The 25,843-nt window shown below is 71.6% G+C and carries 25 protein-coding genes and 1 pseudogene; 17 read left to right on the forward strand and 9 right to left on the reverse strand.

The annotated features are described in order from the left end of the window. Positions 1–65 precede the first annotated feature (65 nt). The 3 genes from KYK13_RS07825 to KYK13_RS07835 form a co-directional block, all read right to left on the reverse strand. Entirely contained in the window at positions 66–1,190 is a 1,125-nt protein-coding gene (locus tag KYK13_RS07825) for an acyltransferase (protein ID WP_223643261.1), read from the reverse strand. Between the two features lie 667 nt (positions 1,191–1,857). Next, the gene (locus KYK13_RS07830; protein WP_223643263.1) at positions 1,858–3,711 is read right to left on the reverse strand and encodes a fatty acyl-AMP ligase; all 1,854 of its coding nucleotides are present in this window, start codon (positions 3,709–3,711) and stop codon (positions 1,858–1,860) included. Then, positions 3,708–4,328, reverse strand: coding sequence for an outer membrane beta-barrel protein (locus KYK13_RS07835; protein WP_223643265.1), 621 nt, complete (start codon positions 4,326–4,328; stop codon positions 3,708–3,710). The genes KYK13_RS07830 and KYK13_RS07835 overlap by 4 nt, the downstream gene beginning before the upstream one ends. A 261-nt stretch (positions 4,329–4,589) precedes the next feature. On the opposite strand from KYK13_RS07835, the gene KYK13_RS07840 reads away from it, so the two are divergent. Beyond that, a complete protein-coding gene (locus KYK13_RS07840) occupies positions 4,590–5,924 on the forward strand; it encodes an amidohydrolase (protein ID WP_223643267.1) in 1,335 nt (444 codons plus the stop codon). A gap of 110 nt (positions 5,925–6,034) precedes the next feature. Then, positions 6,035–6,523 (forward strand): hypothetical protein, encoded by a 489-nt coding sequence (locus tag KYK13_RS07845; RefSeq protein ID WP_223643269.1) that lies wholly within the window; start codon positions 6,035–6,037, stop codon positions 6,521–6,523. Between the two features lie 12 nt (positions 6,524–6,535). Here the strand turns inward: KYK13_RS07845 and KYK13_RS07850 are convergent, their stop codons facing one another. After that, positions 6,536–6,994, reverse strand: a complete 459-nt coding sequence (locus KYK13_RS07850; RefSeq protein ID WP_223643270.1) for a YaiI/YqxD family protein — start codon at positions 6,992–6,994, stop codon at positions 6,536–6,538. A 78-nt stretch (positions 6,995–7,072) separates the two neighbouring features. On the opposite strand from KYK13_RS07850, the gene KYK13_RS07855 reads away from it, so the two are divergent. The 10 genes from KYK13_RS07855 to KYK13_RS07900 all read left to right on the forward strand — a co-directional run bounded on the left by KYK13_RS07855 (position 7,073) and on the right by KYK13_RS07900 (position 16,839). Continuing rightward, the gene (locus KYK13_RS07855; RefSeq protein ID WP_223643272.1) at positions 7,073–8,452 is read left to right on the forward strand and encodes a hypothetical protein; all 1,380 of its coding nucleotides are present in this window, start codon (positions 7,073–7,075) and stop codon (positions 8,450–8,452) included. Between the two features lie 126 nt (positions 8,453–8,578). Continuing rightward, positions 8,579–8,929, forward strand: a complete 351-nt coding sequence (locus tag KYK13_RS07860) for a hypothetical protein (RefSeq protein ID WP_223643274.1) — start codon at positions 8,579–8,581, stop codon at positions 8,927–8,929. A gap of 52 nt (positions 8,930–8,981) precedes the next feature. After that, positions 8,982–9,956, forward strand: coding sequence for a metallophosphoesterase (locus KYK13_RS07865; RefSeq protein ID WP_223643276.1), 975 nt, complete (start codon positions 8,982–8,984; stop codon positions 9,954–9,956). A gap of 161 nt (positions 9,957–10,117) precedes the next feature. Then, positions 10,118–10,264: a hypothetical protein gene (locus tag KYK13_RS07870; protein ID WP_223643278.1), complete on the forward strand. Its 147-nt coding sequence runs from the start codon at positions 10,118–10,120 to the stop codon at positions 10,262–10,264. Between the two features lie 136 nt (positions 10,265–10,400). Then, positions 10,401–12,332, forward strand: a complete 1,932-nt coding sequence (locus tag KYK13_RS07875; protein ID WP_223643280.1) for a TonB-dependent siderophore receptor — start codon at positions 10,401–10,403, stop codon at positions 12,330–12,332. A 29-nt stretch (positions 12,333–12,361) separates the two neighbouring features. Beyond that, on the forward strand, positions 12,362–13,021 hold the full coding sequence (locus tag KYK13_RS07880; protein ID WP_223643281.1) for an HmuY family protein: 660 nt from the start codon (positions 12,362–12,364) through the stop codon (positions 13,019–13,021). Beyond that, complete coding sequence (locus KYK13_RS07885) at positions 13,021–14,103, forward strand: hemin-degrading factor (RefSeq protein WP_223643283.1); 1,083 nt, start codon at positions 13,021–13,023, stop codon at positions 14,101–14,103. The genes KYK13_RS07880 and KYK13_RS07885 overlap by 1 nt, the downstream gene beginning before the upstream one ends. Next, positions 14,100–14,957 (forward strand): hemin ABC transporter substrate-binding protein, encoded by an 858-nt coding sequence (locus KYK13_RS07890; protein WP_223643285.1) that lies wholly within the window; start codon positions 14,100–14,102, stop codon positions 14,955–14,957. Before KYK13_RS07885 ends, KYK13_RS07890 begins: the two co-directional genes overlap by 4 nt. Beyond that, complete coding sequence (locus KYK13_RS07895; RefSeq protein ID WP_223643287.1) at positions 14,954–16,039, forward strand: iron ABC transporter permease; 1,086 nt, start codon at positions 14,954–14,956, stop codon at positions 16,037–16,039. Before KYK13_RS07890 ends, KYK13_RS07895 begins: the two co-directional genes overlap by 4 nt. Then, entirely contained in the window at positions 16,036–16,839 is an 804-nt protein-coding gene (locus KYK13_RS07900; RefSeq protein WP_223643289.1) for a heme ABC transporter ATP-binding protein, read from the forward strand. The genes KYK13_RS07895 and KYK13_RS07900 overlap by 4 nt, the downstream gene beginning before the upstream one ends. 176 nt (positions 16,840–17,015) lie before the next feature. On the opposite strand, the pseudogene KYK13_RS39210 reads toward KYK13_RS07900, so the two are convergent. Continuing rightward, a pseudogene (locus KYK13_RS39210) lies at positions 17,016–17,399 on the reverse strand (hypothetical protein); the annotation flags it as partial. A 498-nt stretch (positions 17,400–17,897) separates the two neighbouring features. On the opposite strand from KYK13_RS39210, the gene KYK13_RS39215 reads away from it, so the two are divergent. Together KYK13_RS39215 and KYK13_RS39220 are read left to right on the forward strand one after the other, a co-directional pair. Next, the gene (locus tag KYK13_RS39215) at positions 17,898–18,197 is read left to right on the forward strand and encodes a hypothetical protein (RefSeq protein WP_223643291.1); all 300 of its coding nucleotides are present in this window, start codon (positions 17,898–17,900) and stop codon (positions 18,195–18,197) included. Positions 18,198–18,288: 91 nt separating this feature from the next. Then, entirely contained in the window at positions 18,289–18,576 is a 288-nt protein-coding gene (locus tag KYK13_RS39220) for an SDR family NAD(P)-dependent oxidoreductase (protein ID WP_223643293.1), read from the forward strand. A 78-nt stretch (positions 18,577–18,654) separates the two neighbouring features. On the opposite strand, the gene KYK13_RS07920 is transcribed toward KYK13_RS39220, so the two are convergent. Next, positions 18,655–19,359, reverse strand: a complete 705-nt coding sequence (locus tag KYK13_RS07920) for a VOC family protein (protein WP_223643295.1) — start codon at positions 19,357–19,359, stop codon at positions 18,655–18,657. A gap of 670 nt (positions 19,360–20,029) precedes the next feature. On the opposite strand from KYK13_RS07920, the gene KYK13_RS07925 reads away from it, so the two are divergent. Next, entirely contained in the window at positions 20,030–21,415 is a 1,386-nt protein-coding gene (locus KYK13_RS07925; protein ID WP_223646554.1) for a FadR/GntR family transcriptional regulator, read from the forward strand. A gap of 76 nt (positions 21,416–21,491) precedes the next feature. Here the strand turns inward: KYK13_RS07925 and KYK13_RS07930 are convergent, their stop codons facing one another. Together KYK13_RS07930 and KYK13_RS07935 are read right to left on the reverse strand one after the other, a co-directional pair. Continuing rightward, positions 21,492–22,319 carry an alpha/beta hydrolase gene (locus tag KYK13_RS07930; protein ID WP_223643297.1) on the reverse strand — a complete coding sequence of 276 codons (828 nt, stop codon included), beginning with the start codon at positions 22,317–22,319 and terminating at the stop codon, positions 21,492–21,494. Positions 22,320–22,357: 38 nt separating this feature from the next. Beyond that, complete coding sequence (locus tag KYK13_RS07935; RefSeq protein ID WP_223643299.1) at positions 22,358–23,071, reverse strand: hypothetical protein; 714 nt, start codon at positions 23,069–23,071, stop codon at positions 22,358–22,360. A gap of 96 nt (positions 23,072–23,167) precedes the next feature. Between KYK13_RS07935 and KYK13_RS07940 the strand changes: the two genes are divergently transcribed. Further along, complete coding sequence (locus KYK13_RS07940; protein WP_223643301.1) at positions 23,168–23,899, forward strand: tetratricopeptide repeat protein; 732 nt, start codon at positions 23,168–23,170, stop codon at positions 23,897–23,899. 153 nt (positions 23,900–24,052) lie between these two features. Continuing rightward, entirely contained in the window at positions 24,053–24,433 is a 381-nt protein-coding gene (locus KYK13_RS07945; RefSeq protein WP_223643303.1) for a hypothetical protein, read from the forward strand. A 37-nt stretch (positions 24,434–24,470) separates the two neighbouring features. Here the strand turns inward: KYK13_RS07945 and KYK13_RS07950 are convergent, their stop codons facing one another. Then, on the reverse strand, positions 24,471–25,655 hold the full coding sequence (locus KYK13_RS07950) for an MFS transporter (protein ID WP_223643305.1): 1,185 nt from the start codon (positions 25,653–25,655) through the stop codon (positions 24,471–24,473). Positions 25,656–25,843: the final 188 nt, after the last annotated feature.

A 25,843-nucleotide genomic window follows, 5' to 3' on the forward strand; every position in this document is an offset into this window, starting at 1 on the left:
GCGACGCCCTGGCCCAGGGGCACCTCCCTGCACGGCTTCTGTCGTGCAGAAGCGCGGGGCCATCCTCAAGACACGGCGGGCTGGGGCCGCGCCTCCCGGGACGCAAGCCCGCGCTCCAGCCGTTCCCGCAGCCTCAACATGGGGCGCTCCACGCCATGGTGCAGCGCGAGCGAGGCGAGCAGCACCGCCACGGCGCCACCCAGCACCGTGACGGCGTGGAACGCGTCCAGGCCATGGGGCGCGAGCGCGTCCCGCACGCCGTGCTGCACGGCCTTGTGCGTGAGGTAGACGGTGAAGCTCAGGACCGCGAAGGTTCTCACGCCCGGGACGCGGGCGCAGAGGCGCGAGGCCGTGGGGCCCGCCAGCGCCATCAACAGCGCCGCGAAGCCCAGCGCGGCCAGGGGGAATGAAAGCAGGACGTAGGGGAGCTCGCGGAAGTGCTCCTCGTTGATGAAGAGCACGCCGCCCAGGCACGCGAGGCCCAGGGCCGCCAGTCCCAGGGCACGGCCGCCGCGCGTCCAGCGCTCCCATGCCGCGGGCCGGAACACGCGCAGGGCCGCGAGCAGCACTCCGCAGGTCAGCCCATCGAGCCGCGCGTACGTCGGGTAGTAGAGCAGCATGTCGAAGTCGCGCCACCCCGGTGCGTCCGGACCGAGCCCTGAGAAGGAGCGCATCCACAGCCCGCCGCGCAGGAGCATGCCCCCGACCATCACGCCGCCCGCGAGCGCGAGGAGCGACGGCGCGCGGATGCGTCGGCGCAGTGCGAGCACGGTGAGCGGCAGCACCAGGTAGAAGTGCTCCTCCACGCACAGCGACCACGCGTGGGAGAAGCCATTGATGCGCAGGCCGAAGTTCTGCGTGAAGGTGAGGAAGCGCCACGCGGGTGTCACCACGGGCCGCTCGCTCCACGCTGGCACGAAGAGGTACAGGCCCAGCACGACGAGGAACGACGGCAGGATGCGCAGCGCGCGTCGAAGGTAGAAGCGCCGGAGTGACGGCGTCTCACCGCGCGACACCGGCTCCAGCAGCTGCGAGCCGATGAGGAAGCCGCTGAGCACGAAGAACAGCTCCACGCCCGTCCAGCCGAAGTTGGCGAAGGCACGGAAGGCGTCGTGACCTTCGGGGCGGGGGTAGTGGTAGACGACGACGACGAGGATGGCCAGGCACCGGAGCAGGTCCAGGCCGGCCATGTGGCGCGGTTCGGTGGCGTTCAGCGGAGTCAGCTTTCAGCGTGGGGGGATGCGCCTGATGCTAGCAGGGCGACTTCGCTCCGCCAGGGACGCGCCGCTCGGCGCCGTCGCAAGGACCAGGAACCCTGTGAACCCGAGCGAATCAGGAGCACGCCGGGACAGACGCGAAGAACACCGCCTCGCGCAGTCATCCCAAGTGGATGCGCCCCATGGACCCGGGGGCCACCCCCACACCCCAGGAACAACTGTCTCTCCACGGCTCTGAGAAGACGGGACCTCAGGGGAGCCCCCGTCGGCGGCGAGCCGCGGAAACCTGTCCGACATTCGGACCGGTTTCGAGAGCCACGGCCAAAGGGGCGGCCCGGCCGCATCAGGATGCGGCAACCTGTTGGACCGTCGGACCGGTTTCGAGAACAGCGTCTGGTGGGGCGCCGCTCCGCTCGGGCAGCGCGGAAACCTGTCCGACAGTCGGACAGGTTTTGGCGAACCGTGGCCGCAGGGGGCATCCCTCCGCCCTGACCGTGCAACCTGTCCGACAGTCGGACAGGTTTTGGCGAACCGCGTCCGGCGGGGGGCGGGCCATTTGGATGGCCGGGCCTTGGGGGGGCCGGCTCCGTGCTCCGAACGGGTCCCCGGTTGCCGTGGCACGCTCGGTGCTTGTTTCGGCTCAGACCGCGTCGCCTGTTCCCTGGCTCAGGACATCCAGGTCCTCCCTCCGTGCGCCCAGGCGTGACGGCACGCGTGCCAAGACCCGGAACTCTGGCGCTGACAGCTCGCCGGAGAATTCGTCGCCGGTCCGCGCGTTCGCGCACCAGGCGTGCAGCTCGCGCAGCGCTCCGGTGAGGAACGCCTTCCGCGTGGCCCTCCGCTGTACCTTTCCGCTGGAGGTCTTGGGCAGGCTTCCGGGCTCGATGAGCACCACCGCGCGGGGCCGTACCTCGTGCACCGACGCCAGACGGCCGCGGATGGCGCGGAGCACCGGGGCCACTTCGCCGTCCCACTTGCGCGGATCCACCTCCTGCACCACGACCAGGTGCTCCTCGCCGTCCACCTCGACGCCAAAGGCCACGCCACAGCCGGGCCTGAGCGCGGGGTGGCTTCCCTCGACCACCACCTCCAGGTCCTGCGGATACAGGTTCCGGCCCCTCACGATGATCAGGTCCTTCTCGCGCCCGGTGACGTACAGCTCGCCCGCGCTCAGGAAGCCCAGGTCTCCGGTCCGGAGATACGGGCCGTCTCCCTGGTCGGTCCTCGCCTGGAACACCCGCGCGGACTCCGCCTCGCGGCGCCAGTAGCCCTGCGCCACGCTGGGGCCCTTCACCCAGACCTCGCCCACCTCACCCGCCGGAAGCACTCGGCCCGTGTCCGGCGCCACAATGCGCAGGGATTGATCCGGCAGCGTCGCGCCGCTGCCCACCAGCGTCCGGGCCATGCCCGCGGGCGCCCGGGCAAAGCCTGCCTCCAGCGCGGAGGCGTCCACGTCGCGCAGCCTGGGCTCGGCCTCCTTCGCGCCGCCAGTGACGATGAGCGTCCCTTCCGCCAGGCCATAGCAGGGATAGAAGGCTTCGCGCCGGAAGCCGTGCGGCCCGAAGGCCTCCTCGAAGCGCGCCAGCGTGTCCGGGCGGATGGGCTCCGCGCCGCAGAACGCCACCTCCCAGTGGCTCAGGTCCAGCCCCTCCCGCTCCGTGGGCGGGATGCGCCGCACGCACAGGTCGAATGCGAAGTTGGGTCCGCCGCTGATGGTGCCGCCGAAGCGGGTGAGCGCCTCCAGCCAGGCCCGGGGCCTCTTGAGGAACGACAGCGGGGACATCAGCGCCGTGTGGAAGCCCTGCGCCAGCGGCACCAGCACGCCGCCAATGAGTCCCATGTCGTGGTAGGGCGGCAGCCAGATGACGCCCACGCTGTCGTCGCGCGTCGCGAAGGCGCGGCAGATGGCCCCCAGGTTGTGCAGCAGGTTGCCGTGGCTGAGCATCACGCCCCGCGGCACCCCGGTGCTGCCGGACGTGTACTGGAGGAAGGCCAGCGAGTCGGCCGTCACGTCCGGCCGCTGCCATGCCGCCGCGTCGCCCGCCTCCAGCGCATCCGTCGCCACCCACTGCAACGCGCGCAGCTCCGGCGCGTCCGTGAAGAGGAGCTCCGCCATGGAGAGGATGAAGGACGTGGTGAGCACCACCGTGGCCCCGGAGTCCGCGATGAGCGCGCGCAGGCGGGGCAGGGTGCGCTCCAGCCTCGAGGGATCCGGAGGATACGCGGGCACCGCCACCAACCCCGAGCACACGCAGCCGAAGAATCCGTGGAGGTAGTCCGCGCCAGGGGGATAGAGCAGGACCGCGCGCTCGCCCGGTGCCGCGAGCGGCTGGAGCGCGGCGGCGATGCGGTGCGCGCTCGAGGCCAGCTCGCCCCGGGTGAGCGTCACCTCCGCGTCATCCTCCAGGAAGGTGTAGAGGGGGAGCTCCCGAGGACGGCGGCCCGTTTCCTCGAGCAGGTCGATCAGCGTGATGGACGGGCATGCGGACCTCAATAGCTGCCTCCAATCATCAGCAGGCCTGAGTAGCGGCCATCTCCCGCGCCGAGGCTCTGCGTGGGCGCGAAGTCCTGTCCGAAGAGGAAGCTGTAGCTGCCGCGCACCTCGGCCGTGAGGTTGGGATTGAACTTGTAGCGCACACCCACGCCCACCGGTGCGTAGCCTCCCGTGTCGTTGAAGAACCGGAAGAAGTTGCCCTCGCGCACCGAGTAGCGCTCGAAGCCGATGCCTCCGAGCACGTAGGGCTGCAGCCGCGTGGGAGTGAAGCCCACGGTGAGCGCCGCCTGCCCGCCATTGCGCACGATGTCCGGGGTGCCGAAGAACGAGGCGTGATCCGCGACGGACAGGCCGCTCACGCCGCCGCTGTAGCCCAGCTCCACGCCCAGATAGTCATTGGCGCGGTAGCCCACGAAGACGCCATACGAGGGCCCCGGATTGATGTTGGGCGCGAGCTTGCCCGTGTATCCCTCCACGCCCAGCCCCAGGAGGAAGTAGGGGCCCTTCCAATCCACCCGTCCCACCCGGGTGGGCGCGTCCGACGGTGGGTCCTGGGCCCTGGCGGCGCCACCCGTCAATCCCATCAGGCAGAGCCCCAGCGCGATGCCTTTCTTCATGACTGCTCCCTCCATGTGTCGCCTGCGCAGCCAGAAGGTGACCCCCGGGGGTGGGGCGAACAACGAACGGACAGGCGGTGCCTCGGAGGCACACGGTGCCCCGGAGGGCGGGGTGGGCAGCGGGGAGCGCCGGGGCCCTGCCTGCCTCCCCGACCCGCCCTGTGAACCCGGTGGCGCGGCTTCCACCTTGAGCCGTACCTGGATGCCTTCGACGATGCCTTCGACGCCTTTCCCCGGCGCCGGGAGCGGGAGCACACCGCCATGAATGACGCCGCCCATCCCCAGCCCACCCCGGGCCCATCCACGGCTTCGGGCCTCAAGGCCCGTGCTCGCCGCGTCCTTGCGAAACTGGACGCGGTGCTGCCGGACGTGGACGCGCTCTACGGAGACCTGCACGAACACCCGGAGCTGTCCGGCCACGAGGCCCGCACGGCCGCCGAGGTGGCGCGGCGGCTGGAGTCCGAGGGCTACGAGGTGAGCCGCGACGTGGGCGGCCACGGCGTGGTGGGCCTCATGCGCAACGGCGACGGGCCCACCGTGCTCCTGCGCGGGGACATGGACGCGCTCCCCGTGGAGGAGAGGACGGGACTGCCCTACGCGAGCCGCGCGCGGACGGAGGCTGGTGAGCCGGTGATGCATGCGTGCGGGCATGACGTCCACACCGCGTGCCTCGTGGGCTCGGCGGCGGTGCTGGCGCGCTCGCGCGACGCGTGGCGCGGCACGTTGATGATCGTGGGGCAGCCGGCGGAGGAGACCCTCCAGGGCGCGAAGGCGATGCTGGACGCCGGGCTCTATGCGCGCTTCGGCACGCCGGACGCCGTGCTGGGACAGCACTCTGCGCCGCTGCCGGTGGGCACCTTCATGCACCGTGAGGGCGTGGCGATGATGGGCTCCGCGCACGTGCGCGTCCGCCTCTTCGGCCGGGGCGCGCACGGGGCGCAGCCGGAGCTGTCCGTGGACCCAGTGGTGCTGGGGGCCAGCGTGGTGCTGCGCCTGCAGACCATCGTGTCGCGCGAGCTGTCGCCGCTGGAGGCGGCGGTGGTCACCGTGGGCCGGTTCCACGCGGGCACTCGCGCCAACGTGATTCCAGAGGAGGCCGTGCTGGAGCTGACGGTGCGCACGGAGGACGACGCGGTGCAGGCCCGCGTGCTCACCGCCATCGAGCGCATCGCGAAGGGCGAGGCCGCCGCGGCGGGGGCGCCCAGGCCGCCCCAGGTGGAGGTGCTGGGGCGCACGCCGGTGAACCGCAACGACCCGGCGCTCCTCGGCCGCGTGCGGGACGCGCACGCGGAATGGTTCGGGCCCAAGGCGCTGGTGCCGGGCGTGCTCGTCACCGCGAGCGAGGACTTCCCCTTCTTCGCCCAGGGCCCCGGGCACCCGGTGCCCACGGCGTACTGGTTCGTGGGCATCACGCCGCGGAGGGCCTGGGAGGCGGCGCCGGGCGCGACGCCCCAGGAGAAGGTGGCGCACCTGCCGGGGCCGCACTCGGGCCACTACGCTCCGGACCGGGCGGGTTCGCTGCGTGCCGGATGCGAGTCGCTCACCGTGGCGGCGCTGGCGTGCCTGCATGGAGAGGGCGGAGCCGGCGACCCTTGAAGGGTCCCAGCCTGGAGCGGAGCCCCTGGCCCGGCCGGCCCCCCATCGCTTGCCCCCGACGTAAGTGCCTCCACCTTGATGGACGCACGACACTTCTGGAGGACACGCCGATGAAGCTTCCGCTCATGGCCTCGCTGACCACGCTCCTTTTGGGCGGCTGCGCCACGCAGTCCACGTCCGTTCCACAGGAGTCCCCGACCCGGGCGTTCGCTTCCGACGAGATGTCCTGGGACGCGCAGGAGTCCCCGCGCACGCAGGCGATGCTGCACAACCATGGCGGCATGAACTTCTACGGAGACGTGGGCGCGGAGGGCCAGGCCTCCGCCGTGGCCACCGGAGGCACGGGCATTCCGCAGCGCTCGAAGCGAGAGGACTACCAATGCGTGGACCTCGACGAGCTGGGGACGGGCGGCTCGGGCAGCATCGACATGCGCAACCTGGACCCCCTGGCCCCGGAGCCCGCGCCGTCGGAGTACGTGGGCTCGCGGTTGGACATCGTCCCGCCGGCCTGGCACCGGAACAAAGGCATCGGCACCAGCCCCGTGGCCCCGTCCACCGGCACGCCTCCGGAAGAGGGCAGCGGCGGCGCGGGCCATTAGGCCTGGGGCGCTTCATCCTCGCGGCTTCGCCAGCCGGGTCAGCTCGCGGTCCAGCGTTGCCGCGAAGCGCTGGCGGTCCTGAGCTGAGAAGCCGCCGGGGCCGCCGGTGTTCACGCCGCCGTCGCGCAGCTCCTGCATGAAGTTCCGCAGGGACAGCCGCTCGTCGATGTTCTCCGGCGTGAAGAGCTCCCCTCGCGGATCCATCACCACCACCCCCTTGGGGACGAGCAGCGCGGCCAGCGGGATGTCCTGCGTGACGGCCAGGTCGCCGGCCTCGGCGGAGGTGGCGATGTGCCGGTCCGCCACGTCCAGCCCCGCGCCCACCTGCACGGTGGACACGTACGCCAGGCGCGGCAGCGCCAGGGGCGTGTTCGCCACGAAGATGGCGGGCACCTTCACGCGCTGCACGGCGCGCAGCAGGATGTCCCGCACGGGCCCCGGACAGGCATCGGCATCGACCCAGATTCGCATGGGGGCATCCTCGCTGATTTCCGTCCGGTGGAACGCGGGTCCTCGCGTGAGGCAGGCGGATTCGTTAGAAGCGGCTTCGTGCTTTCCGCGCCCTCCTCGTCCCGCCGCGACTTCTCCTCGTCCTCGCTCGCGCTCTGGCTGATGTGCCTGGGATTGTTCGTGGTCTACACCGGCAGCAAGGTGCAGATGCAGACGGACTCGCTCTGGTCCATCCCCTCCGCGGCCAGCATCCTCCACGAAGGGAACGCGGACCTGGACGAGTTCGCCCCGACCTTCTCCGAGGCGACCGACTACGCGCGCACCGACCACGGCGGCCGGACGTACTACGTGTACCCGCCCGGGGTGATGCTCTCCGCGGTTCCATTCCTCGCGCTGGCGGAGGGGCTGTTCTCCCTGGGACGGCCGCTGCTCGAGCACCTGGGCGCTCTCGGTGCGCGTGCGCTGGCGTGGCTGGCGCTGTTCCAGAGCACCGGCAAGGTGGACCTGGGCGCCTACCACCGCACCGAACAGCTCATCGCCTCGGTCTACGTGTGCGCCGCCGCGGCCGTGCTGCTCATCGCGCTGCGAAGGCAGGTGTCCGCTCGCGCGGCGCTCGTCACCGTCCTGCTCTTCGGGCTGGGGACGACGGCGTACTCCACCGCCAGCCGCGTGCTCTGGCAGCACAGCCCCGGGCTTCTGGCCGTCGCATGCGGGGTGCTGCTGCTGGCGCGGCCCACGCAGACCGCGCGCACCGCGTTCCTCGCGGGGCTCACCGTCGCGCTCGCGTACGTGTGCCGGCCCACGCACGCCATCACCGTGGTCGTCTTCACCGCGTACTTCGCCCTGCGGTTCCGCCGGCTGCTCCCCGCGTACTTCGCGGGCGCGGCGCTCGTGGCGGCGCCGTTCTGCGGGTACAACCTCCACATCTACGGCGCGCTCTTGTCGCCGTACTACCGGAACACGCTGGACATCGCGGGGCCGCGCTTCCTCATGGCGCTGGCCGCGAACCTCGTGAGCCCGTCGCGGGGGCTGCTCATCTATTCGCCGTTCCTGGTGCTGGCCGGCGTGGGCTTCGTCCAGCGGTGGCGCCGCCGGGAGCTCGCGCCCCATGAGAAGGCGTTCGCCACCATCGTGCTCCTGCACTGGGTGGCCATCTCCGCGTTCCCCATCTGGTGGGCGGGGCACTCGGTGGGGCCGCGCTTCTTCACGGACGTGCTGCCCTACCTCGTCTTCTTCCTCGCGTTCCCCGTCCAGCGCGTGCTGGAGGCGCCGCGCCAGCACCGCGCCCTGGCGGGCGTGCTCGCCGCGACGGCCGCGTTCAGCGTCGTCTTCCACTGGCGCGCCTCCACCTCGTACGACGTGCACATGTGGAACTCCTTCCCGGTGAACGTGGACAGCGCGCCGGAGCGCGCGTGGGACTGGTCGGATCCGCAGCTGCTGCGCGCCATCCCGGCCCGCTTCCGGGGCGATCCCCGGTAGGGCAGGGGCTCCGCCGCCTGCCTGCCTTCCCGCATGCGGCTTGCTCCCGGCCGCCGAGGGTCTTGGCGCGCGTCTGGGCCGCCTCCAGCTTTGCACCGGACCTTTCTGTTTCAAGGAGGCGGTGCAATGGCGAAGGCGATGAGCAAGCTGCCGCGCGCGCTGGGCTGGTTCAGCGTGGGCCTGGGCGTCACGGAGTTGCTGGGGGCGTGGAGCCTGCTCCGGTTCTTCGGCGTCTCGCGCGGGAGCAGGTGGGTGCGGGCCTATGGCGCTCGGGAGCTGGCGGCGGGCGTGGCCCTGCTGAGCCCCGCGAAGAAGCGCCCGTGGCTGTGGGCGCGCGTGGCCGGTGACGCGCTGGACCTGGCGACGATGGGCAGGGGCCTGCGTGAGCCGGGCGTGCGCAAGGGGCGCCTGCTCGCCGCCACCGGCGCCGTCGCGGGAATCACGGTGCTGGACATCTACGCCGCCGCGAACGCGTAGTCCCGGGCGGGACGTGCGTTAGGCTTCCCCCCTCTTCCAAGGGAGGAAGCCCGTGCGTCCCGTTCTCCTGGCCCTGCTGCTCCTGCCCGCGCTCGCGGGCGCTGGCGCCCCGAAGGCGCAGGACCCCTCTGTCTTCACGGGAGTGGAGCGCATCGTCGCCGTCGCGGACGTGCACGGCGACGTGGACGCGCTCAAGGAGGTCCTCCGGATGGCGGGCCTCATCGACGCGAAGGACCACTGGATTGGCGGCAAGGCGCACCTGGTGCAGACCGGGGACATCCCCGACCGGGGCGACCACACCCGCGACGCCTTCGAGCTGCTCATGCGCCTGGAGACCGAGGCGCGCAAGTCCGGCGGCCGCGTGCACCCGCTCCTGGGCAACCACGAGCTGATGAACATGCGCGGAGACCTGCGCTACGTCACGCCCGGCGAGTTCGCCTCCTTCGCGGATCAGTCGCCCACCGCCGATGCTCCCGGCGAGCCCCCGGGCTTCCACGGCCACGCCGCCGCCTATGCCGCGGACGGGCGCTACGGGAAGTGGCTGCGCTCGCATCCCGCCGTCATCCGCATCAACGACACGCTCTTCCTGCACGGCGGCCTGGCGCCCACGGTTCCGGGGGCCACGCTGGACGAGGTGAACCGCTGGGTGTGGCAGGACCTGACGCCGGGGCAGCCGCCGGGCGGCGGCGTGGACCCGCAGGGGCCGGTGTGGTTCCGCGGCTACGCCATCGACGATGAGGCGAAGTGGGACGCGGGCCTCACGCAGGTGCTCGAGCGCTTCGGCGCCCGCCGCATGGTGATGGGCCACACGCCGTCGCAGGACGGCCGGCTCTCCATCCGCTTCGGAGGCCGCGTCATCGTCATCGACACGGGCCTCAGCACCCACTACGGCCGCCACCTGGCCGCGCTGGAGCTTCGGGGGGACCGCCTCACGGCGCTCTACCCGGAAGGGCGGGTGCCATTGCTGCCCACACCGAAGGCCGCCGCGCCCACCCCGCGCCCCGAGGCGAAGACGGGCACCAGGTAGACGGTCCTCCGCTGAACGCCAGGCTCCGGCGCGGGGCCTGTTCACTGGAAGTCTTTTGACTTTGATAGTCAGTATCAATATCGTCCGGCTCCATCGAACGCAGGGAGCCTGCGATGCACGAGGGATGCGGACCACAGGGAGGCGCCGGGGAGCTGCGCTGCATGTGCGGCAGCCTGCTGGCGCGACTGGTGCCGGGCGGCGTGGAGCTGAAGTGCCGCCGGTGCCACCGGACGCAGGTGGTGCCGCTGGAGTCCGGCCCGTCGTCGGAGCCCCGGCGCGGGGGCGCTCCCCGGAGTGAGCGCGGCTGAACCGCTTGGATGAAACGGGCTTCCGGCAGGGGGCTCGCGGCAGTGTGTTTCCTGCGGCCCGAGGCCCTTGAGCCCAGCGCCCGACAGGCTTCCCGGGAACGGAAGCCGCCCGGCTTGCGTGCCGGGAGGACGAGGGATGTCCGGGCGTTGGTGGCTGTGTGCGCTGCTAGGGAGTGCCCTGTCCGGCGTGGCCCGGGCGGAGGACGTGCCGTCCGTGGACGGAGGCGTGGAGGAGCCGCCCTCGCTCCAGACGGTGGTGACGGGCTCGCGCACGCAGGAGCGGCTGCGCGAGACGCCGGTGGCCACGGAGGTCATCAGCCGCTCCGAGATTGTCGCCAGCGGAGCGCGGGACGCCTCGGAGCTGCTCTCCACGCGCCCGGGGCTCGTCGTGCAGCAGGGCTTCGCGGGCGCGGGGCTGTCCGTGCAGGGCCTGGCGCCGGAGTACGTGCTGGTGCTGGTGGACGGCGAGCGCGTCACCGGCAAGGTGGACGGCAACATCGACCTGTCGCGCCTGTCGCTGGAGGACATCGAGCAGGTCGAAATCGTGAAGGGCGCCGCGTCCGTGCTCTACGGCAGCGACGCGGTGGCGGGCGTGGTGAACTTCATCACCCGCCGGGCGCAGCGCTCCCTGGGCGCGGACCTGCGCGCCGCCTACGGCACGCTGAACCGCCTGGACCTGGACGCCACCGGCGAGACGCGCGGCGACGCGTGGGGCCTGCGCCTGAGCGCCGGGCTCCAGCGGCGGTCGTCCTATGACCTGGACCTCTCCGATATCGGCACCACGGGCAGCAGCCTGAGCGGCTACGACCTGTCCGCGAGCGGCGACTGGCGCGGGCAGGGCGCCCTGTCGCTGGAAGGCACCGCGTCCTTCTCCCACCGCATCCAGCGCGGCGTGGACCTGGGCGCCGCGGGCGCGGTGTTCGACCGCGCGAGCCGCGACAACAGCTTCGCCTCGCGCCTGTCTCCGTCCTGGCGCCTGGGTGGCACGACGACGCTGCGCACGGACGTGGCCTACGGGCACTTCGAGCGGCGCTACCTGCGCGACCAGCGCAACGCCTCCGCGTTGGACACCGTGGAGGACACGCGCGACCAGCAGGCCCGCGTGGGCGCGCAGGTGGACACCCGGCCCGGCGGCGGACACGCGCTGGTGGCGGGCACCGAGTACCTGGGCGAGTGGCTGCGCTCGGACCGGCTGGAGGGCGGCCGCGGGCGGCGCGGGCGCGGCTCGGTGTACGCGCAGGACAGCTGGACGCTGGCGGAGAAGCCGGGGCTGGTGCTGGTGCCGGGCGGACGGCTGGACGTGGATTCGCAGTTCGGGCTCGCGGCCACGCCGCGCGTGGCGCTGAAGGCGGAGCCGCTGTCATGGCTCACCGTGCGCGGCAGCTACGGCTGGGGCTACCGGGCTCCCAGCTTCCAGGACCTGCTCATCGACTTCGAGAACCCGTCCGTGGGCTACACCGTGCGCGGCAACCCGGACCTCAAGCCGGAGCGCTCGCGCAGCTTCAGCGTCAACGTGGAGGCGCGGCCCACGGGCGACACCCTGCTGTGGGTGGGCGCGTTCCAGCACTCGCTGCGCGACATGATTGCCGCGTCGCTCCAGTCCGAGGGCGACTTCCTGCGCTACTCGTACATCAACATCGCCCGGGCGCGCGTGCGCGGCGGCGAGCTGGGCGTGCGCCAGTCGCTGCCGGGCCGCATCCAGGTGGAGCTGGGCTACACGCTCACCGACGGCACCGACCAGGAGCTGCACCGCGAGCTGGAAGGCCAGGCGCGGCACCGGCTCACCGCGCAGGCCACGTGGCGCCACCGTGCGTGGGGTCTGGAGGCCAACGTGCGCGGCGCGCTCACCGGCGAGCGTCCCTTCTATCCCGATACCAACGGAGACGGCGTGGCGGAGTCCTACCGTGCCAGCCCCACCGTCTCCCTGGATGCCCGGGTCGCCTGGCTGATGCCGGCGGGCGGGCTCCAGCTTTTCGTCGTGGGCAGCAACCTCACCAACGCGGGCAACCCGACGGACCTGCCCATTCCGCCCCGCACCCTCCAGGCCGGCGTCTCCACCCGGTTCTGATTTCCCACCCAGCATCCGAAGGAGTCCGCATGTTCCCCAATCCCATCCGTCCCGGCTTCCTGGGCCGCGCCTGCGCGGCGCTGCTCTTCGCGGGCCTGGGCACCGCGTGTGGTGACGACCTCCAGCCCACGCCAGGGCCCGGCGAGGCCGAGGACCCCGCCGTCACGCCGCAGGACGGCCAGCACCTGACCCACCAGGACAACGGCGACGGTTCGTTCACCACCGTCGTCGACGCGACCGACACGAAGAGCTGGGTGGGCCTGGACCTGGACGCGGGCAAGGAGGCGAGCGCGACGGAAGACGCGCTCTGGGACCTGGCCTTCCAGCGCTTCACGGTGAAGTCGCGCGGCGGCGTCAGCGGCACGGGCGGCGTGCAGGTGGCCATCGTGCCGGATACGGCGTTCGCGGCGCTCACCCAGGCGCCCGCGTCCGGCTACCTGACGGATGCGGCGGACGGCCCGGACACCGGCGAGGACGTGGACACCGTCTTCAACGCGGGGGACGGCTGGTACGTCTACGACCTGCCGACCCACACGCTCACGCCGCGTCCGCAGCTCTACGTCGTGCGCTCGGATTCCGGGGCGTACTTCAAGGTGGCGCTCGAGTCCTATTACGACGCGGCCGGCACTCCCGCGAAGTTGAAGCTGCTCTGGGCGAAGGTCGCCGCGCCGGCCGGGGTGCAGCCGTGATGGGCCGCACGGAGGAGGTGGCCAGCCCCCTCATCGCGCTGGGGGAGCGCTGGCGGGCCTTGAAGGAATCCGAGCCGCGCATGCGCATCCGCGACGCGGCGGACAAGCTGGGCGTGAGCGAGGCGGAGTTGCTCGCCACGGGGCTCAGCGGCGAACTGGTGCGGCTGGAGCCGCGCTTCGACGTGCTGCTGCCCCGGCTGGAGTCGTTGGGCCGGGTGATGGCGCTCACGCGCAACGCGTCCGCCGTGCACGAGAAGAAGGGCGTGTACCGCAAGGTGGAGCTGAACGGCTCCCGCGCGCTGGTGTTGGACGAGGACATCGACCTGCGGCTGTTCCTGTCGCGCTGGTGCTACGTCTTCGCGCTGCGCGAGGACCTCTCCGGCCAGGTGCGCCGCAGCTTCCAGGTCTTCGACGCCGCCGGCACGGCGGTGCACAAGATCTACCTCCAGGACGACGCGAACGTCTCCGCCTTCGAGGGGCTGGTGCGCGAGCTCCAGCACGAGGACCAGGGCCATGTGCTGGACGTGGTGCCGGCGTCGCCTCCCGCCGGGCCCCGGCCGGACGCGGAGATCGACGCGCTGGGGCTCAAGGCCGGCTGGCGTGCGCTCCAGGACACGCACGAGTTCTTCGCGCTGCTCAACAGGTTCAAGGTCGCGCGCACGCAGGCGCTGCGGCTCGCGGGGACGGAGTTCGCCAGGCCCGTGACGCCGGACTCGCTGGGCTGGACGCTGGAGCGGGCCGCGGCCACGGAGCTGCCCATCATGGTGTTCGTGGGCAACCCCGGCGCGATTCAGATCCACACCGGCCCGGTGCGCACGGTGCGGCCCATGGGCCCGTGGATGAACGTGATGGATCCGGGCTTCAACCTGCACGTCCGCGCGGACCACGTCCACTCGGCGTGGGTGGTGCGCAAGCCCACCCGCGACGGCGACGTCACCTCGCTGGAGCTGTTCGACGAGGCGGGGGAGAACATCGCGCTCCTCTTTGGCAAGCGGAAGCCGGGCGAGCTGGAGTCCCCCGCGTGGCGGTCGCTGATGGAGGAGTTGGTCCGGACTCTGCCCGCGGTGGAGGTGGCGTCATGAGGTGGACGGCCTCCGGGTGGGGCCTGGCCGCGGCCGTGTTCGCGCTGACGGCGCACGCGGCGCCTCCCACGCCGAAGCTCATCACCATTGGCCCGGCCATCACGCAGACGGTGTTCGCGCTGGGCGCGGGTGACCGGGTGGTGGGCGTGGACGACTCCAGCGCGACGCTGCCGGAGGCGTCGAAGGTGCGCACGGTGGGCTACCAGCGCGCGCTGTCGGCGGAAGGCGTGCTGTCACTGGGAGCGAACCTGCTCCTGGGCTCGGCGGAGGCCGGGCCTCCGGCGGTGCTGGAGCAGCTCAAGCAGGCGGGCATGACGGTGGAGACGTACTCCAACGAGCCCTCGGTGGAGCGCGCTCGCGCGCGCATCCTGGGCATCGCGGAGCGGCTGGGCACGCCGGAGCAGGGCAAGGCGCTGGTGGCGGAGCTGGACGCGGACCTGAAGAGGGCGGCGGAGCGCGCGGCCCGGGTGAAGGGCGCGAAGCCGCCGCGCATCCTGGCCATCTACGCGCGCGGCGCGGGCACGATGATGGTGGCGGGCTCGGGCACTGTGGCGGACATGCTCATCCGCCTGACGGGCGCGCTGAACGCGGCGGACGCGATGCAGGGCCACAAGCCGCTGGGCGCGGAGGCCGTGGTGGCGGCGGCGCCTGAGTACGTGCTTTTGCCCGCGAGCTCCGTGTCGTCGGTGGGCGGCGCGGAGGGCCTGGCGAAGCTGCCCGGCTTGTCGCAGGTGAAGGGCTGGAAGCTCGTCACGGTGGAGGACGTGGACTTCATGGGGCTGGGGCCCGGCCTGGGCAAGGCGGTGGCCCGCGTGCAGGACGCGGTGGCCGCGGAGAAGGGCGGCGGCAAATGAGCGCGTCGGAGGCCATGCCCGTGCCGGCCTCGCGGCCGGTGTCCTCGCGGGTTCCGGGCGCGGGGCCCTGGGTGACGTTGGGACTGCTGCTGGCGGTGATGGTCCTGGCGTCGCTGGCGGTGGGCTTGATGACGGTGCCCCCGTCCGCCATCCTCGGAAGTCTCTGGGAGGCGGCCGGACTGGGCGAGGCCTCCCACCGGCTGGACGCGATGCAACGCGCGGTGCTGCTCACCATCCGCCTGCCGCGCGTGCTGATGGCGGTGATGGTGGGCGGGGTGCTGGCCACCACGGGGGCGGCGCTCCAGGCCCTCTTCCGCAACCCGCTGGTGGAGCCGGGCCTCCTGGGCACGTCCAGCGGGGCGGCGCTGGGCGCGGTGCTGGCCATCGTGCTGGACGTGGCCTTGGCCGCGCACGTGGGCCCCTTCCGGATGCTGGTGGTGCCGGGGTCGGCCTTCCTGGGCGCACTGGGGGCGACGCTGCTCGCGCTGCGGCTGGGCACGGGCGGCGGGCGCACGGACACGTCGCGCGTGTTGCTGGCGGGCGTGGCGGTGAGCGCGGGCGCGTTCGCGGGCATGGGCCTGCTCACGCACGCCGCCACGGACGCGCAGCTGCGCACCATCACCTTCTGGAGCCTGGGCAGCCTGGGCGGCGCGTCGTGGGAGGCGGTGGGCGCCGCGGCGCTGCCGCTGCTCGTGACGGTGGGGCTGCTCTTGAGCGAGGCGCGGGCGCTCAACCTGGTGCTCCTGGGCGAGCGCGAGGCGTGGCACCTGGGCGTGGACGTGGAGCGGCTCAAGCGCAAGCTCATCCTCGCCGCCGCGCTGGGCGTGGGGGCGGCGGTGGCCTTCTGCGGGATGATTGGTTTCGTGGGCCTGCTGGTGCCGGGGCTGCTGCGCATCGCGCTCGGGCCGGACCACCGGAGGCTGTTGGCCGCTTCCGCGCTGTCGGGGGCCTCGCTGCTCCTCGCGTCGGACCTGCTCGCGCGCACGCTGGCGTCTCCGTCCGAGCTGCCGGTGGGGGCGCTCACGTCGGTGCTGGGCGTGCCCGCGTTCATCGCGCTGCTCGCGCGCAAGGGGGCGGCATGAGCCTGGAGGCGCGCGGCATCGAGGTCTGGCGCGGGCGGGGCCGTGTGGCCGGCCCGCTGACGCTGGAGGTCCGGCCGGGTGAGCTTCTCGCCGTGGTGGGCCCCAACGGCGCGGGCAAGTCCTCCCTGCTGGCGGCGCTGTCGGGCGAGCTGCGCTGCAAGTCCGGCGACATCTTCCTGGAGGGCCGAGCGCTGCATCAGTGGCCCTATGTGGATCGCGCGCAGCGGCTGGGAGTCCTGCCGCAGGAGTCCTCCCTGGGCTTCGGCTTTACCGCCTTGGAGGTGGCGCTCCTGGGGCGAAGCCCGCATGCGCGCAGGGGCGGTGACGCGTCCGACCTGGACATCGCCCGAGCGGCGCTCGACGCCACCGACACGCAGCACCTGGCCTCGCGTTCATACACCACGCTTTCTGGAGGCGAGCGGCAACGCGTGCAGCTGGCCCGTGTGCTGGCCCAGCTGTGGAAGCCGCCCGCGCGCGGCCACCGCTACCTGCTCCTGGACGAGCCGACGGCGAGCCTGGACCTGTCCCATCAACACCTGGTGCTGGAGCGCGCCCGTGCCTTCGCGCGGGACGGCGGAGCGGTGCTCGCGGTGTTGCATGACCTGAACCTGGCCGCGCGGTACGCGGACCGCATCGCGGTGCTGGAGCAGGGCCGGTGCGTGGAGACGGGCACGCCTTCTGGCGTGCTGACGCCCGGCCTCATCGCGGACACGTTCGGATTGCAGGTGGAGGTGGTGGCGCGGCCGGACCTGCCGGGGCCGCTGGTGATTCCGCTGGGTCGCGCACCCGCGCAGCCCTGATGCTCGGTGCACGGTGTCTCCTCCCGCGAGGAGGGTGTCCACGCGCGCGAACGCCCCTCCAAGGCCACGCGTCGGACCCTCCTCGCGGGACGGTGTCCTCCCTCACATGTGGATCGCCCGCTCCCGCGTCGCACGCCGGGGCAGGCCAAGGCCGGCTCCGGACGCAGGCAGCCCAGCACGAGCACGGAGCTCTCCTCGACGAACGCCTCGTCCTCTAGATAGTCCGGCCGGTCGGTGACCGCCGAGTGGCACAGCGCCTCCACCGCGTTCACCAGGATGAAGACCACCATGTCCAGGTTCCGGGGGCGCAGGTCCGCGAAGCGGAGCGCGAGGAACGCCCGCACCAACCGGTGCAGCCGCTGCGAGTACCTATCCGACAAGCCCCGCTGCCGCATCCGGGGCCTCAGCTCGTGCAGCGCCTGGTGAAGGCGCGGGTTCTCCCGCTTCACTGCCAGCACCCGCCGGATGAGCGCGCGCATGGCCACCTGAAGCGGCTGTCCAGCCACCGGCACCAGCCCCGCCTCGAAGTCCGCGAGCCCCCTCGCGCGGTGCTGCTTCATCAGCGCCGTCACCAGCCGGGAAGTATTGGTAGAGCGAACCCTCTCTCCCCCTCGCCTCCTGAACGGCCGAGGTTCCCTGTGACTCCACGTGGTTGGTGCTTGGCGACCAATCGGAACCCTCCGCTCCGAGGAACGTCCTGGTTTCCGCTGCAAGTCGGAACCAGAGCGAGCGGGCAGGCTCCCGTGATGGGCGTTCGAGAATCACGATCGGCCGTTTAGGCGGTGCGGCTGGTGCTCGCGGCCTCATCGCCGCCCCTGAGCAGAACGCGGGCAGTCGCGGGGAGGAGGGCATCACACGTGGCCTGCGCCCGCTCCTGGCGGGGGCCCTGCGACGGGAAGGTGGCATGAGGCCTCCACGGGAAATGTGAGCACCACGCGAGTCGAGAACGTGCGCGGTCGCTCACATTCCAGGAACATGCAAACGACCTCGTCTTCCTCCTCCATCCCTCTCGCCCGTCGGTGCAAGGACTTCCCCCACGCGGGCCACGGGCGCTCGTGATGGGCGCCTCAGCCGGACTGGGCGCGGTGTTCGCCCGCGAACTGGCGGCGCGCGGCATGGCCCTCATTCTGGTGGCCAGCTCCGGGGGCCGGATGCGCGCGCTCGGCGGAGCTGACGAAGGCGCACGACATCCAGGTGGAGGTCCAAGCGCTGGACCTGGGCCGCGAGAGCGCGGGCCGCGAGCTGCCCGCGCGCTGCCGGCAGAAATGCTGCGGGTGGACCTGCTGATCAACAACGCGGCTTCGGCACGCAGAGAGCATTCATCGCGGCGCCGTTCGCGCGGCAGCGCGAGCAGGTGATGCCCAACGTCACGTCGCTGGTGGACACCAGCCACCTGTTCCTGCCGGACATCCTCGCACGCGGCGTGGGCGGCATCCTCAACGCGGCCTTATGGCCATCTACGCGGCCAGCAAGGCGCTCGAGCAGTTCTTTACGGAAGCGCTGTCGGAGGAGACGCGCGAGCGTGGCGTGCGGGTGCTCGCGCTGTGCCCGGGCCCTGTCCAGACGGCGTTCTTCGACGTGGTGGGGACCCGGCTGGCTGCCGTCGGTCCATGGCGACGGCGGAGGCAGTGGTGCTGCGAAGCCTCAAGGCCCTGGACCAGGGCCGGGCATCGGTGGTGCCCGGGTGGCGCAACTGGCGGCAGGCCAACCCGACGCTCTTCACGCCGCGCTGGCTGAACCTGCGTGCGGCGGCCTCCCGAGCCGCGGGGCGGTACGGGCACTGCGTCGCTCATGCAGTAGAGGTAAGGCGCTGGCTCATGGCGCGGGACGCCGCTTCGGGACTGGCGGCGTGGGCGAATCCAGCGCGGCGGCGATCTGCGCGTCGGTGAGCTGGAAGAAGGCCTCACCGCGCGGAGCCCACTCTCCGGTGAAGACGAAGTTGGGGCGAGTGTTCGGCGGCGGCTGGGACACCTTGCCGCCCTGGGACTGGAATGGCGGCGGACGCATGAAGCCCTCCAGCTCCGAAGGGCTGATGCCACAGAAGGCGACCACGGCCGGGTCGATCCATTGCTCGGTGTCGATGGCGCCCTCCTCCGTCGCGAACTCCAGCACGAGCCCCTCCGGTGCCTGGACGTACATCGACTTGCACAGGTTGTGGTTCACGGGCCCCGCCACCCAATAGCCATGCGAGCGCAGCCGGTCGCGCAGCGCGAGCAACTCCACTTCGGATGGGACGCTCAGCGCCAGATGCTGCATCGCGCCCGGCGCCACGGAGCCCGCGCTGAAGCCCGGATGCGAGACGCCCATCACCGGTTCAATGCTCGCCATGTCCGGCGCCTGTACGAAGCTCAGCGAGCAGGTGTCGCCCAGCCGCAGGAAGGCGTGAACGGTGTTCTCCACGCCGTGCATCCAGTACAGCGCCTCCAACTCCATGCCGACGACCTGGGTGAAGAACGTGAGCTGCGCCTTCATGTCCCGCGTCGCGATCGCCAGGTGATGGACGCCATTGGGAAGACCCATCGAGCACCTCCAAGGATTGGAATGTAGTGGGACTTCTAGCGGATTTCCGGGAGACGGAACCATCCGGCCCGCAGGTCGCCAGCTGTCCGATAGCGGATCCCGCGACACGGCAGTTCAACGTGAGGGAACACGTCGCGCGCGGAGCACCGCAGTGAACCGCGAGGGTGCGCGCAAGCGGGCGCGAACGAGGAGTCACGGACAGCCGCCGCCCGCCGGGCACGCTCTCCGAAAACCTGTCCGACTGTCCGACAGGTTCATGCCGCACGAATCCAGCGCGCGTCCACGCACAGGGGAAGCGCCGACCCGCAGCCGCGGGCCAGCGTGGACAGCAAAGAGGATCCACCGGCAGAGGCCGCCCACCGGGCGCGCTTTCCGAAAACTTGTCCGACAGTCGGACAGGTCTGCGCCGCGGCCCCGAGTTCGTGAACATGTCCGACAGTCGGACAGGCTTTCACCGCATGGGGCCGGAGGCCGCGAGCTTGTCCGACAGTCGGGCAGGTCTGCGCCGCAGCCCCGAGTTCGCGAACATGTCCGACAGTCGGACAGGATTTCGCAGACCGAGGCCCGGGGGCTCGCTGTCCCGGAAGGAGACGCGGACAGTTTGCCACCCGCGTCCATGTCAGACCCCTGTGGTTGGATGGCGATGCTGGGGCGAGGAAGGGGAATGGGGATGGAGATGGGACGGGGTGGGCTCGTGGCGTATGTGGAAGCGGAGTTGGAGCGCGATATCGCCTTGGGGCGATTACCGCGCTGCGGGCAGTTCGGCTCGGAAGCGACGCTGGCGCGTCGCCATAACGTGTGTCGGGGCACCATTCGTGAGGCGCTGCGCCGGCTGGCGGCGCGGGGCCTGGTGGTGCAGCGTCCCGGACGTAGGACGCGCGCGGTGGCGCTAGATGAGTCGCTGACGCTGGAGAACCTGGGGCTTGCGCTGCACGACGCGCGCTCACCGGAGGCTCGTCGGCTCCTGGAGGGCTACTTCAGCCTTCGGCGGCAGGTGATGGTGGAACTCCTGGTCGACTGCTGCGCGAAGGCCTCGCAGGGGGATTTGAACCAGTTGTCGCAGGTCTGCTTCGGGCTTTGGGACGCGGGGAAGTGGGAATCGGGAGAGCGGTGCGCCCAGGTGGAGTTTGAGTTGCTGCGGCTGGCGGCCCGGGTGGCGGAGCGGCCCGGACATGTGCTCCTTGTCCAGTCCCTGCAACGGGCCTTTCTGGGAGCCGCGGCTCGACTGCTGCCCTTCATGGGCGGTGATGCGCTGCGTGAGTGGGCCATTCGCGCCATGAATGCTCTGTCGGAGCGCGACGTGCGGGCGCTCCAGCAGGAGCTGCCGACGCTGATGGCGGTTTGCGATGAGCGCGTGCTCGAACAGTTCGCGCCTGTCCCCATGAAGCCGGTTTCCCTTGAACCCCACCGTGACGAGAGCGGCGCTCTTGACGGCTGTGCGTCAGCCATTCCGCAGGGCGATGTGATGGAGGCCCGCCTCTGTGGGGCGACGTGTAGCCCTGACAGAGTCGTGCCGACCTCCGAGCATGACGGTGTGCTGCGGGAACTTCCCGACAGGGAGGCGCATGGCCTTGAGCTGACGATACGGGAACTTGAGGAGCTTGCGCCCATCCCCGAGCAGGGCGGGGCACTGGATGAGTGCCTTGGCGGGGATGCACGTCACATGGGCGGCCCTACCGCGGCCGTCGCGAGGAGTGAGGGACTTGAGCCTGCCTGCTGCATCCATGGGGTGCCCCGCCTCGTGGAGCAGTACCGCGGGGCGGGGCTGTCTCCCACCTCCGCCGGGGCCGTCCCTTTCGAGTCCGCTGAAGAACTCTCCGGGGACTCGATGCCTGGAGCCTTGGGAAATCTGTCCGGCTGTCGGACTGGGCCCGGGACCTCGTGTCCGGCGGAGCGCCTCCCGTCCGTGACTCCACCCAGGGGTTCCTGGGAGTTTCCCCGCGCGGCGGTGCCCGAGGACGGAGAACCGCTTCACGACATCCAGGGGGCCCTGCGCTGGTGGACTGCTCGCCTCTGGCGATTCACCGCGCGTTGCCTGGGACTGGCTGCTTCGTGAGCGGCGACAGCCCTTCGCGTCCCCGCTCGGGTGTGCGGCTTCGCGCGCCTTCCCTGGAGCGCTCCGGATGGCCTGCCTAGGGGACGGCCTTCGTTGTGGCGGGCGCGAAGGCCTCCTTCAACACCTTCACCTCCAGGGAACGGTAGATGTTGGCGTGACGCAGGTCGGGGTGCGGCTCGTACTTCCACTTCAGGCCCTTGGGCGCGTGCTGGCGGAACGCTTCGGCCATTCGCTCGGCCTCGGACGCGACGTCGTCGCCTGCCGAGGCCAGGTAGAGCGTGGCCTTCAGGTCCGGCCGTGCCTGGAGCCGCTCGGCGGCCTTGCGGACCCATTCGTCGTCGTTCCACCAGAGGCTGGGGCTCAGCGCGATGGAGGTGCCGAACATCCCGGGCTGGAGGAAGAACGTCTCCACGATGAACAGCCCCGCGAGCGACTCGCCGATGATGGCCGTCTCGTCGGTGACTCGGTACTGGCGGCGCACGTGCGGCATCAGCTCGTCGCGCAGGAAGGCCCGGAACGCCGCGGAGCCGCCGACGCGTGGGGCGATCTCCTTGTCGGACTCGACCTGCGTGGGCCCGGTCATGTCGCGGCGCCGTTCGGTGTTCTCGATGCCCACCAGGATGACGGGACGCATCTCCCCGGCGCGGATGGCGGTGTCCACGGTGGTGGCCACGTGCGGGAAGTCCTCCTGCTCGCCGCCGTCGGGCATGTAGAGGACCGGGTAGCGCACGCCCTTCGCCGCGCCGTAGCCGGGCGGCGTGTAGACGTTGATGCGCCGTTTTTCCTTCAGCGCCTTCGACGGGAGCGTGAACGTCGCGTGCGGAGGCATCGGCTCCGCTTCCGCGGCATGGACCACGCCGCTGACGAGGACGACGGTGAGCAGGAAAAGACGGACATACCTCATCGGTTGCTATCTCCTGATGCGAGGGATGCTCACGGGCTTCAGCGCCGGGACGGCGGGCGCGACGACGACGGCGACTTCGCCTTGGGCGCGCGCCGGGCGACGAAGAGCGTGTGCCGCGTTCCCTTGGTGCCGTGCGCCGCGGGGTGGAGCAACTGGACGGTGAAGCCCACCTCCTCCAGGCGATTCACGAACGCGGGCGAGGGCCCTGCGCTCCACACCACCAACGTGCCGTTGGAGCGCAGGGCGTTGAAGGCGTGCGACACACCAGTGATGTCGTAGAGGCTGCCGTTGTCGGGGTGGGTGAGGGCGGTGGGGCCGTTGTCCACGTCGAGCAGGATGACGTCGAAGCCTCCCTGCTGCTTGCGCATCAGCTTTCCCACGTCACCTTCCACCACGGTGACGCGCGGGTCCTCCAGCGGCGCCTTTGCCAGCGGCGCGAGGATGCCCCGGTTCCACTCCACCACCGGAGATATCAGCTCCGCGACCACGACGCGGGCGCCCGGCCCCAGGCGATCGAGCACCGCGCGGACCGTGAAGCCAAAACCCAGCCCTCCCACGAGCACCCGGGCGGGCGCGTCCGCCACGAGGTTCGCGCAGCCGGCCTCGGCCATGGCCATCTCCGAGCCATGCTGACGGCTGGACATCAACGTCTGCCCGCGCACGCGCAGCACGTACTCTTCGTCTCGCCGGGCGAGCACGACCTCACCCACGTCCGGCACCTGCGCTCGCTCCACTGTCTCCCAGGGCTTCATGCCTGCGCTCTTCGCGCGACCGGGCCTCCGGGTCAAGTCGCCGCCTTGACACCCCGGAACGTGCCTGCGAAATGCCGGACGACCGCCCCCCACCGAATGGAACGCAACGGACGACAGGCATGGCCCCCGGAGCTGTCCGAGCCCTTGCGCGAGGTGGACCGCCTGCGCCGGGGAGGCCGCTACACGTCGGCGCTCGCGCTGGCGCGGACGCTGGCGGAGGCGCATCCGACGCAGGTGCGGGTGCTGGTGGAGGTGGGGCTGACGCTGGGCGTGTGGGGCGGCCAGCCGGCGGAGGCGCTGCCCTGGTTCGACCGCGTGCTGGAGCTGGCGCCGGGGCACGTGGCCACGCGTTATCACCGGGCGCTCACGCTGGCCCGGCTGGGGCGGCACTCGGAGGCGGTGGAGGAGTTCGCGCGGGTGGAGTCCGCGGGCTTCCGCAAGGCGCTGGTGCTGCACATGAAGCGCGCGGAGTCGCTCGAAGCGCTGGGGCGGCTGGCGGAGGCGGAGGCGGACTGGACCGCGGCCCTGGCCGAGGACCGGGGCAACCCGTGGCTTCTTCAACAGCGGGCCCGGAGCCGCGCCCGGCTGGGGCGGACGGACGCCGCGGAAGCGGACCTGACCGCCGCGCTCGCATCCCAGGCAGGCGACGCGGTGGACCCCGAGCTGCTGTACGAGCGGGGCGTGCTCCGGCTTCAGCGGGGAGCGGTCGTAGGCGCCCGTGCGGACTTCGACGCGGGGCTCCAGGCCTTCCGCGTGGGTGACCCTCCGGCGTTGCTGGATGCGCTCCGGCTCGGAGGACAGGACGCGGCAGCCCGTGAGCGTGGCTGACACCCCCGGGCATCAACACCGGAAGCGCAGAAAGCCGGCCCCGAGCTGGATATCCTCGCGAGGGCTGGATGCGCGGCCGCAAGCGGCGAGCCCGCCTCCACGTGAGGCACTCCCAGGCGGCGGAGCACGGTGAGCGACGGGAATCCCCTTCGGATGGCGTCCGAGTTCGCCCTGGCAGGCCGGACGGCCGAGGCCATTGATTGCCTCGAAGCCGCTCTGGCGCGCACCCGGTCGGACAGGGAGCGGCCCGCCAACACATCCCTCCTGGCCCGGGTTGCCGGACTCCACTGCGACGCAGCCGGGAGACTTTCGCAAGCAGCGCTCTACTCCGAAGAAGCCGCTGCCACCGAGGAGCGGGATCCGCTCCCGCTGCTCGCCCTGGCGGATGTCCGCTGGCGATCAGGTTCAACGGACAGCGCACGCTCGTGCCTGGACAGGGCCGAATCCCTGGCCCGGTCGCTCGCGGATGAGGATGCCTTGCGGATGGTCGCCAACATCCGCTCGGCATGGGCGGGCGAATCCTCGGGCGGTTGATGGGCGCCGAGCGCTTCCTGCGCGCCGCCTCGCCTGCCTATGCGTGCTCGGCGCGTGCCGCGGCGGGACGACCGCCGCCACGGTTCGAGACCGCGAAGAGGGCCGCTCCGGCGAGGGTGAGCGCGACCGCGGCCCACGCCGGCGCGAGGTAGCCCCACCCGGCCGCGATGACCAGGCCTCCCAGCCACGCGCCCGCGGCGTTGGCGATGTTCAGGGCGGAGTGGGACATCGACGCGGCCAGGGAGGGCGCTCCAGGGGAGGCCTCCATGAGCCGCACCTGCACGGCCGGCGCGAGGAACTGCGCCGCGAAGCCGATGAGGAACACCAGCGGGACCGCCGCCCAGAGCGCCCCCGCCGTGAGCGCGAACAGGCCCATCACGAGCGTCGTCGCGCCAAACCCCACCCACATCGCGAGCGTCACCGAATGGTCCGTGAGGCGGCCTCCGAACATCGCCCCCACCGTCATCCCCACGCCGAAGAGCGCGAGCACCCACGGCAGCCCCGACTCGGGCAGGCCCGACACGAGCGTCAGCGTCGGCGCGATGTAGCTGTAGACCGCGAACAGCCCTCCGAAGCCCACCGCGCCCACCAGCGACGTCCACCACACCTGCGGCTGCCGCAGCGCGGACAGCTCCTGGCGGATGCTGCTGCCTCCCAGCGAGGCCACGTGCGGCACCCACAGCCAGAGCGCCATGAGCGTCACCAGTCCAATGGCGCCCACCAGCAGGAACGTGCTCCGCCAGCCCAGGTGCTGCCCCAGGAACGTCGCCGCCGGGACGCCGACGATGTTGGCCACCGTGAGCCCGGCCATGACCAACGCCACCGCGCGCCCCCTGCGTCCGGCTCCCAGCAGCTCGGCTCCCACGACGGAGGCCACCCCGAAGTAGGCGCCATGCGGCAGGCCCGCCATGAACCGCGCCGCGACGAGCGTGTCGAGCGTGGGCGCCAGCGCCGACGCCGTGTTGCCCAGGGTGAACGCCACCATCAGCAGGAGCAGCAGCGCCCGGCGCGACATCCGCGCCGTCACGATGGCGACCAGCGGCGCTCCCACGACCACGCCCAGCGCATACGCGGCGATGACGTGACCACTCATGGGAATCGTCGTCCCGAGCCCGCTCGCGATTTGGGGAAGGATGCCCATGGTGGCGAACTCGGTCGTCCCGATACCGAAGCCACCCAGCGACAGCGCCAGGAGCGCACGCCCTACGTGTTGCGTCTGCACGGTGTCTCCAATCCAGGTCGGCAGGTGGGCCGCGAGCCTCGGCCACGGCGCCTCGCGCGAAGGGCGGCGTCCTCAGGCCTTGTCTTCGGGAGGTAACGTCTGCACGATTCGGCATCAATCTGCCGAATCCGGTGCGCTTTGACAATCCAGAGGACGAATTCGGCACCCTGCCTTGCCGAATCCTGCAT

Origin of the sequence: Corallococcus sp. EGB (assembly GCF_019968905.1) — a bacterium.
Classification (GTDB): Bacteria; Myxococcota; Myxococcia; order Myxococcales; family Myxococcaceae; genus Corallococcus.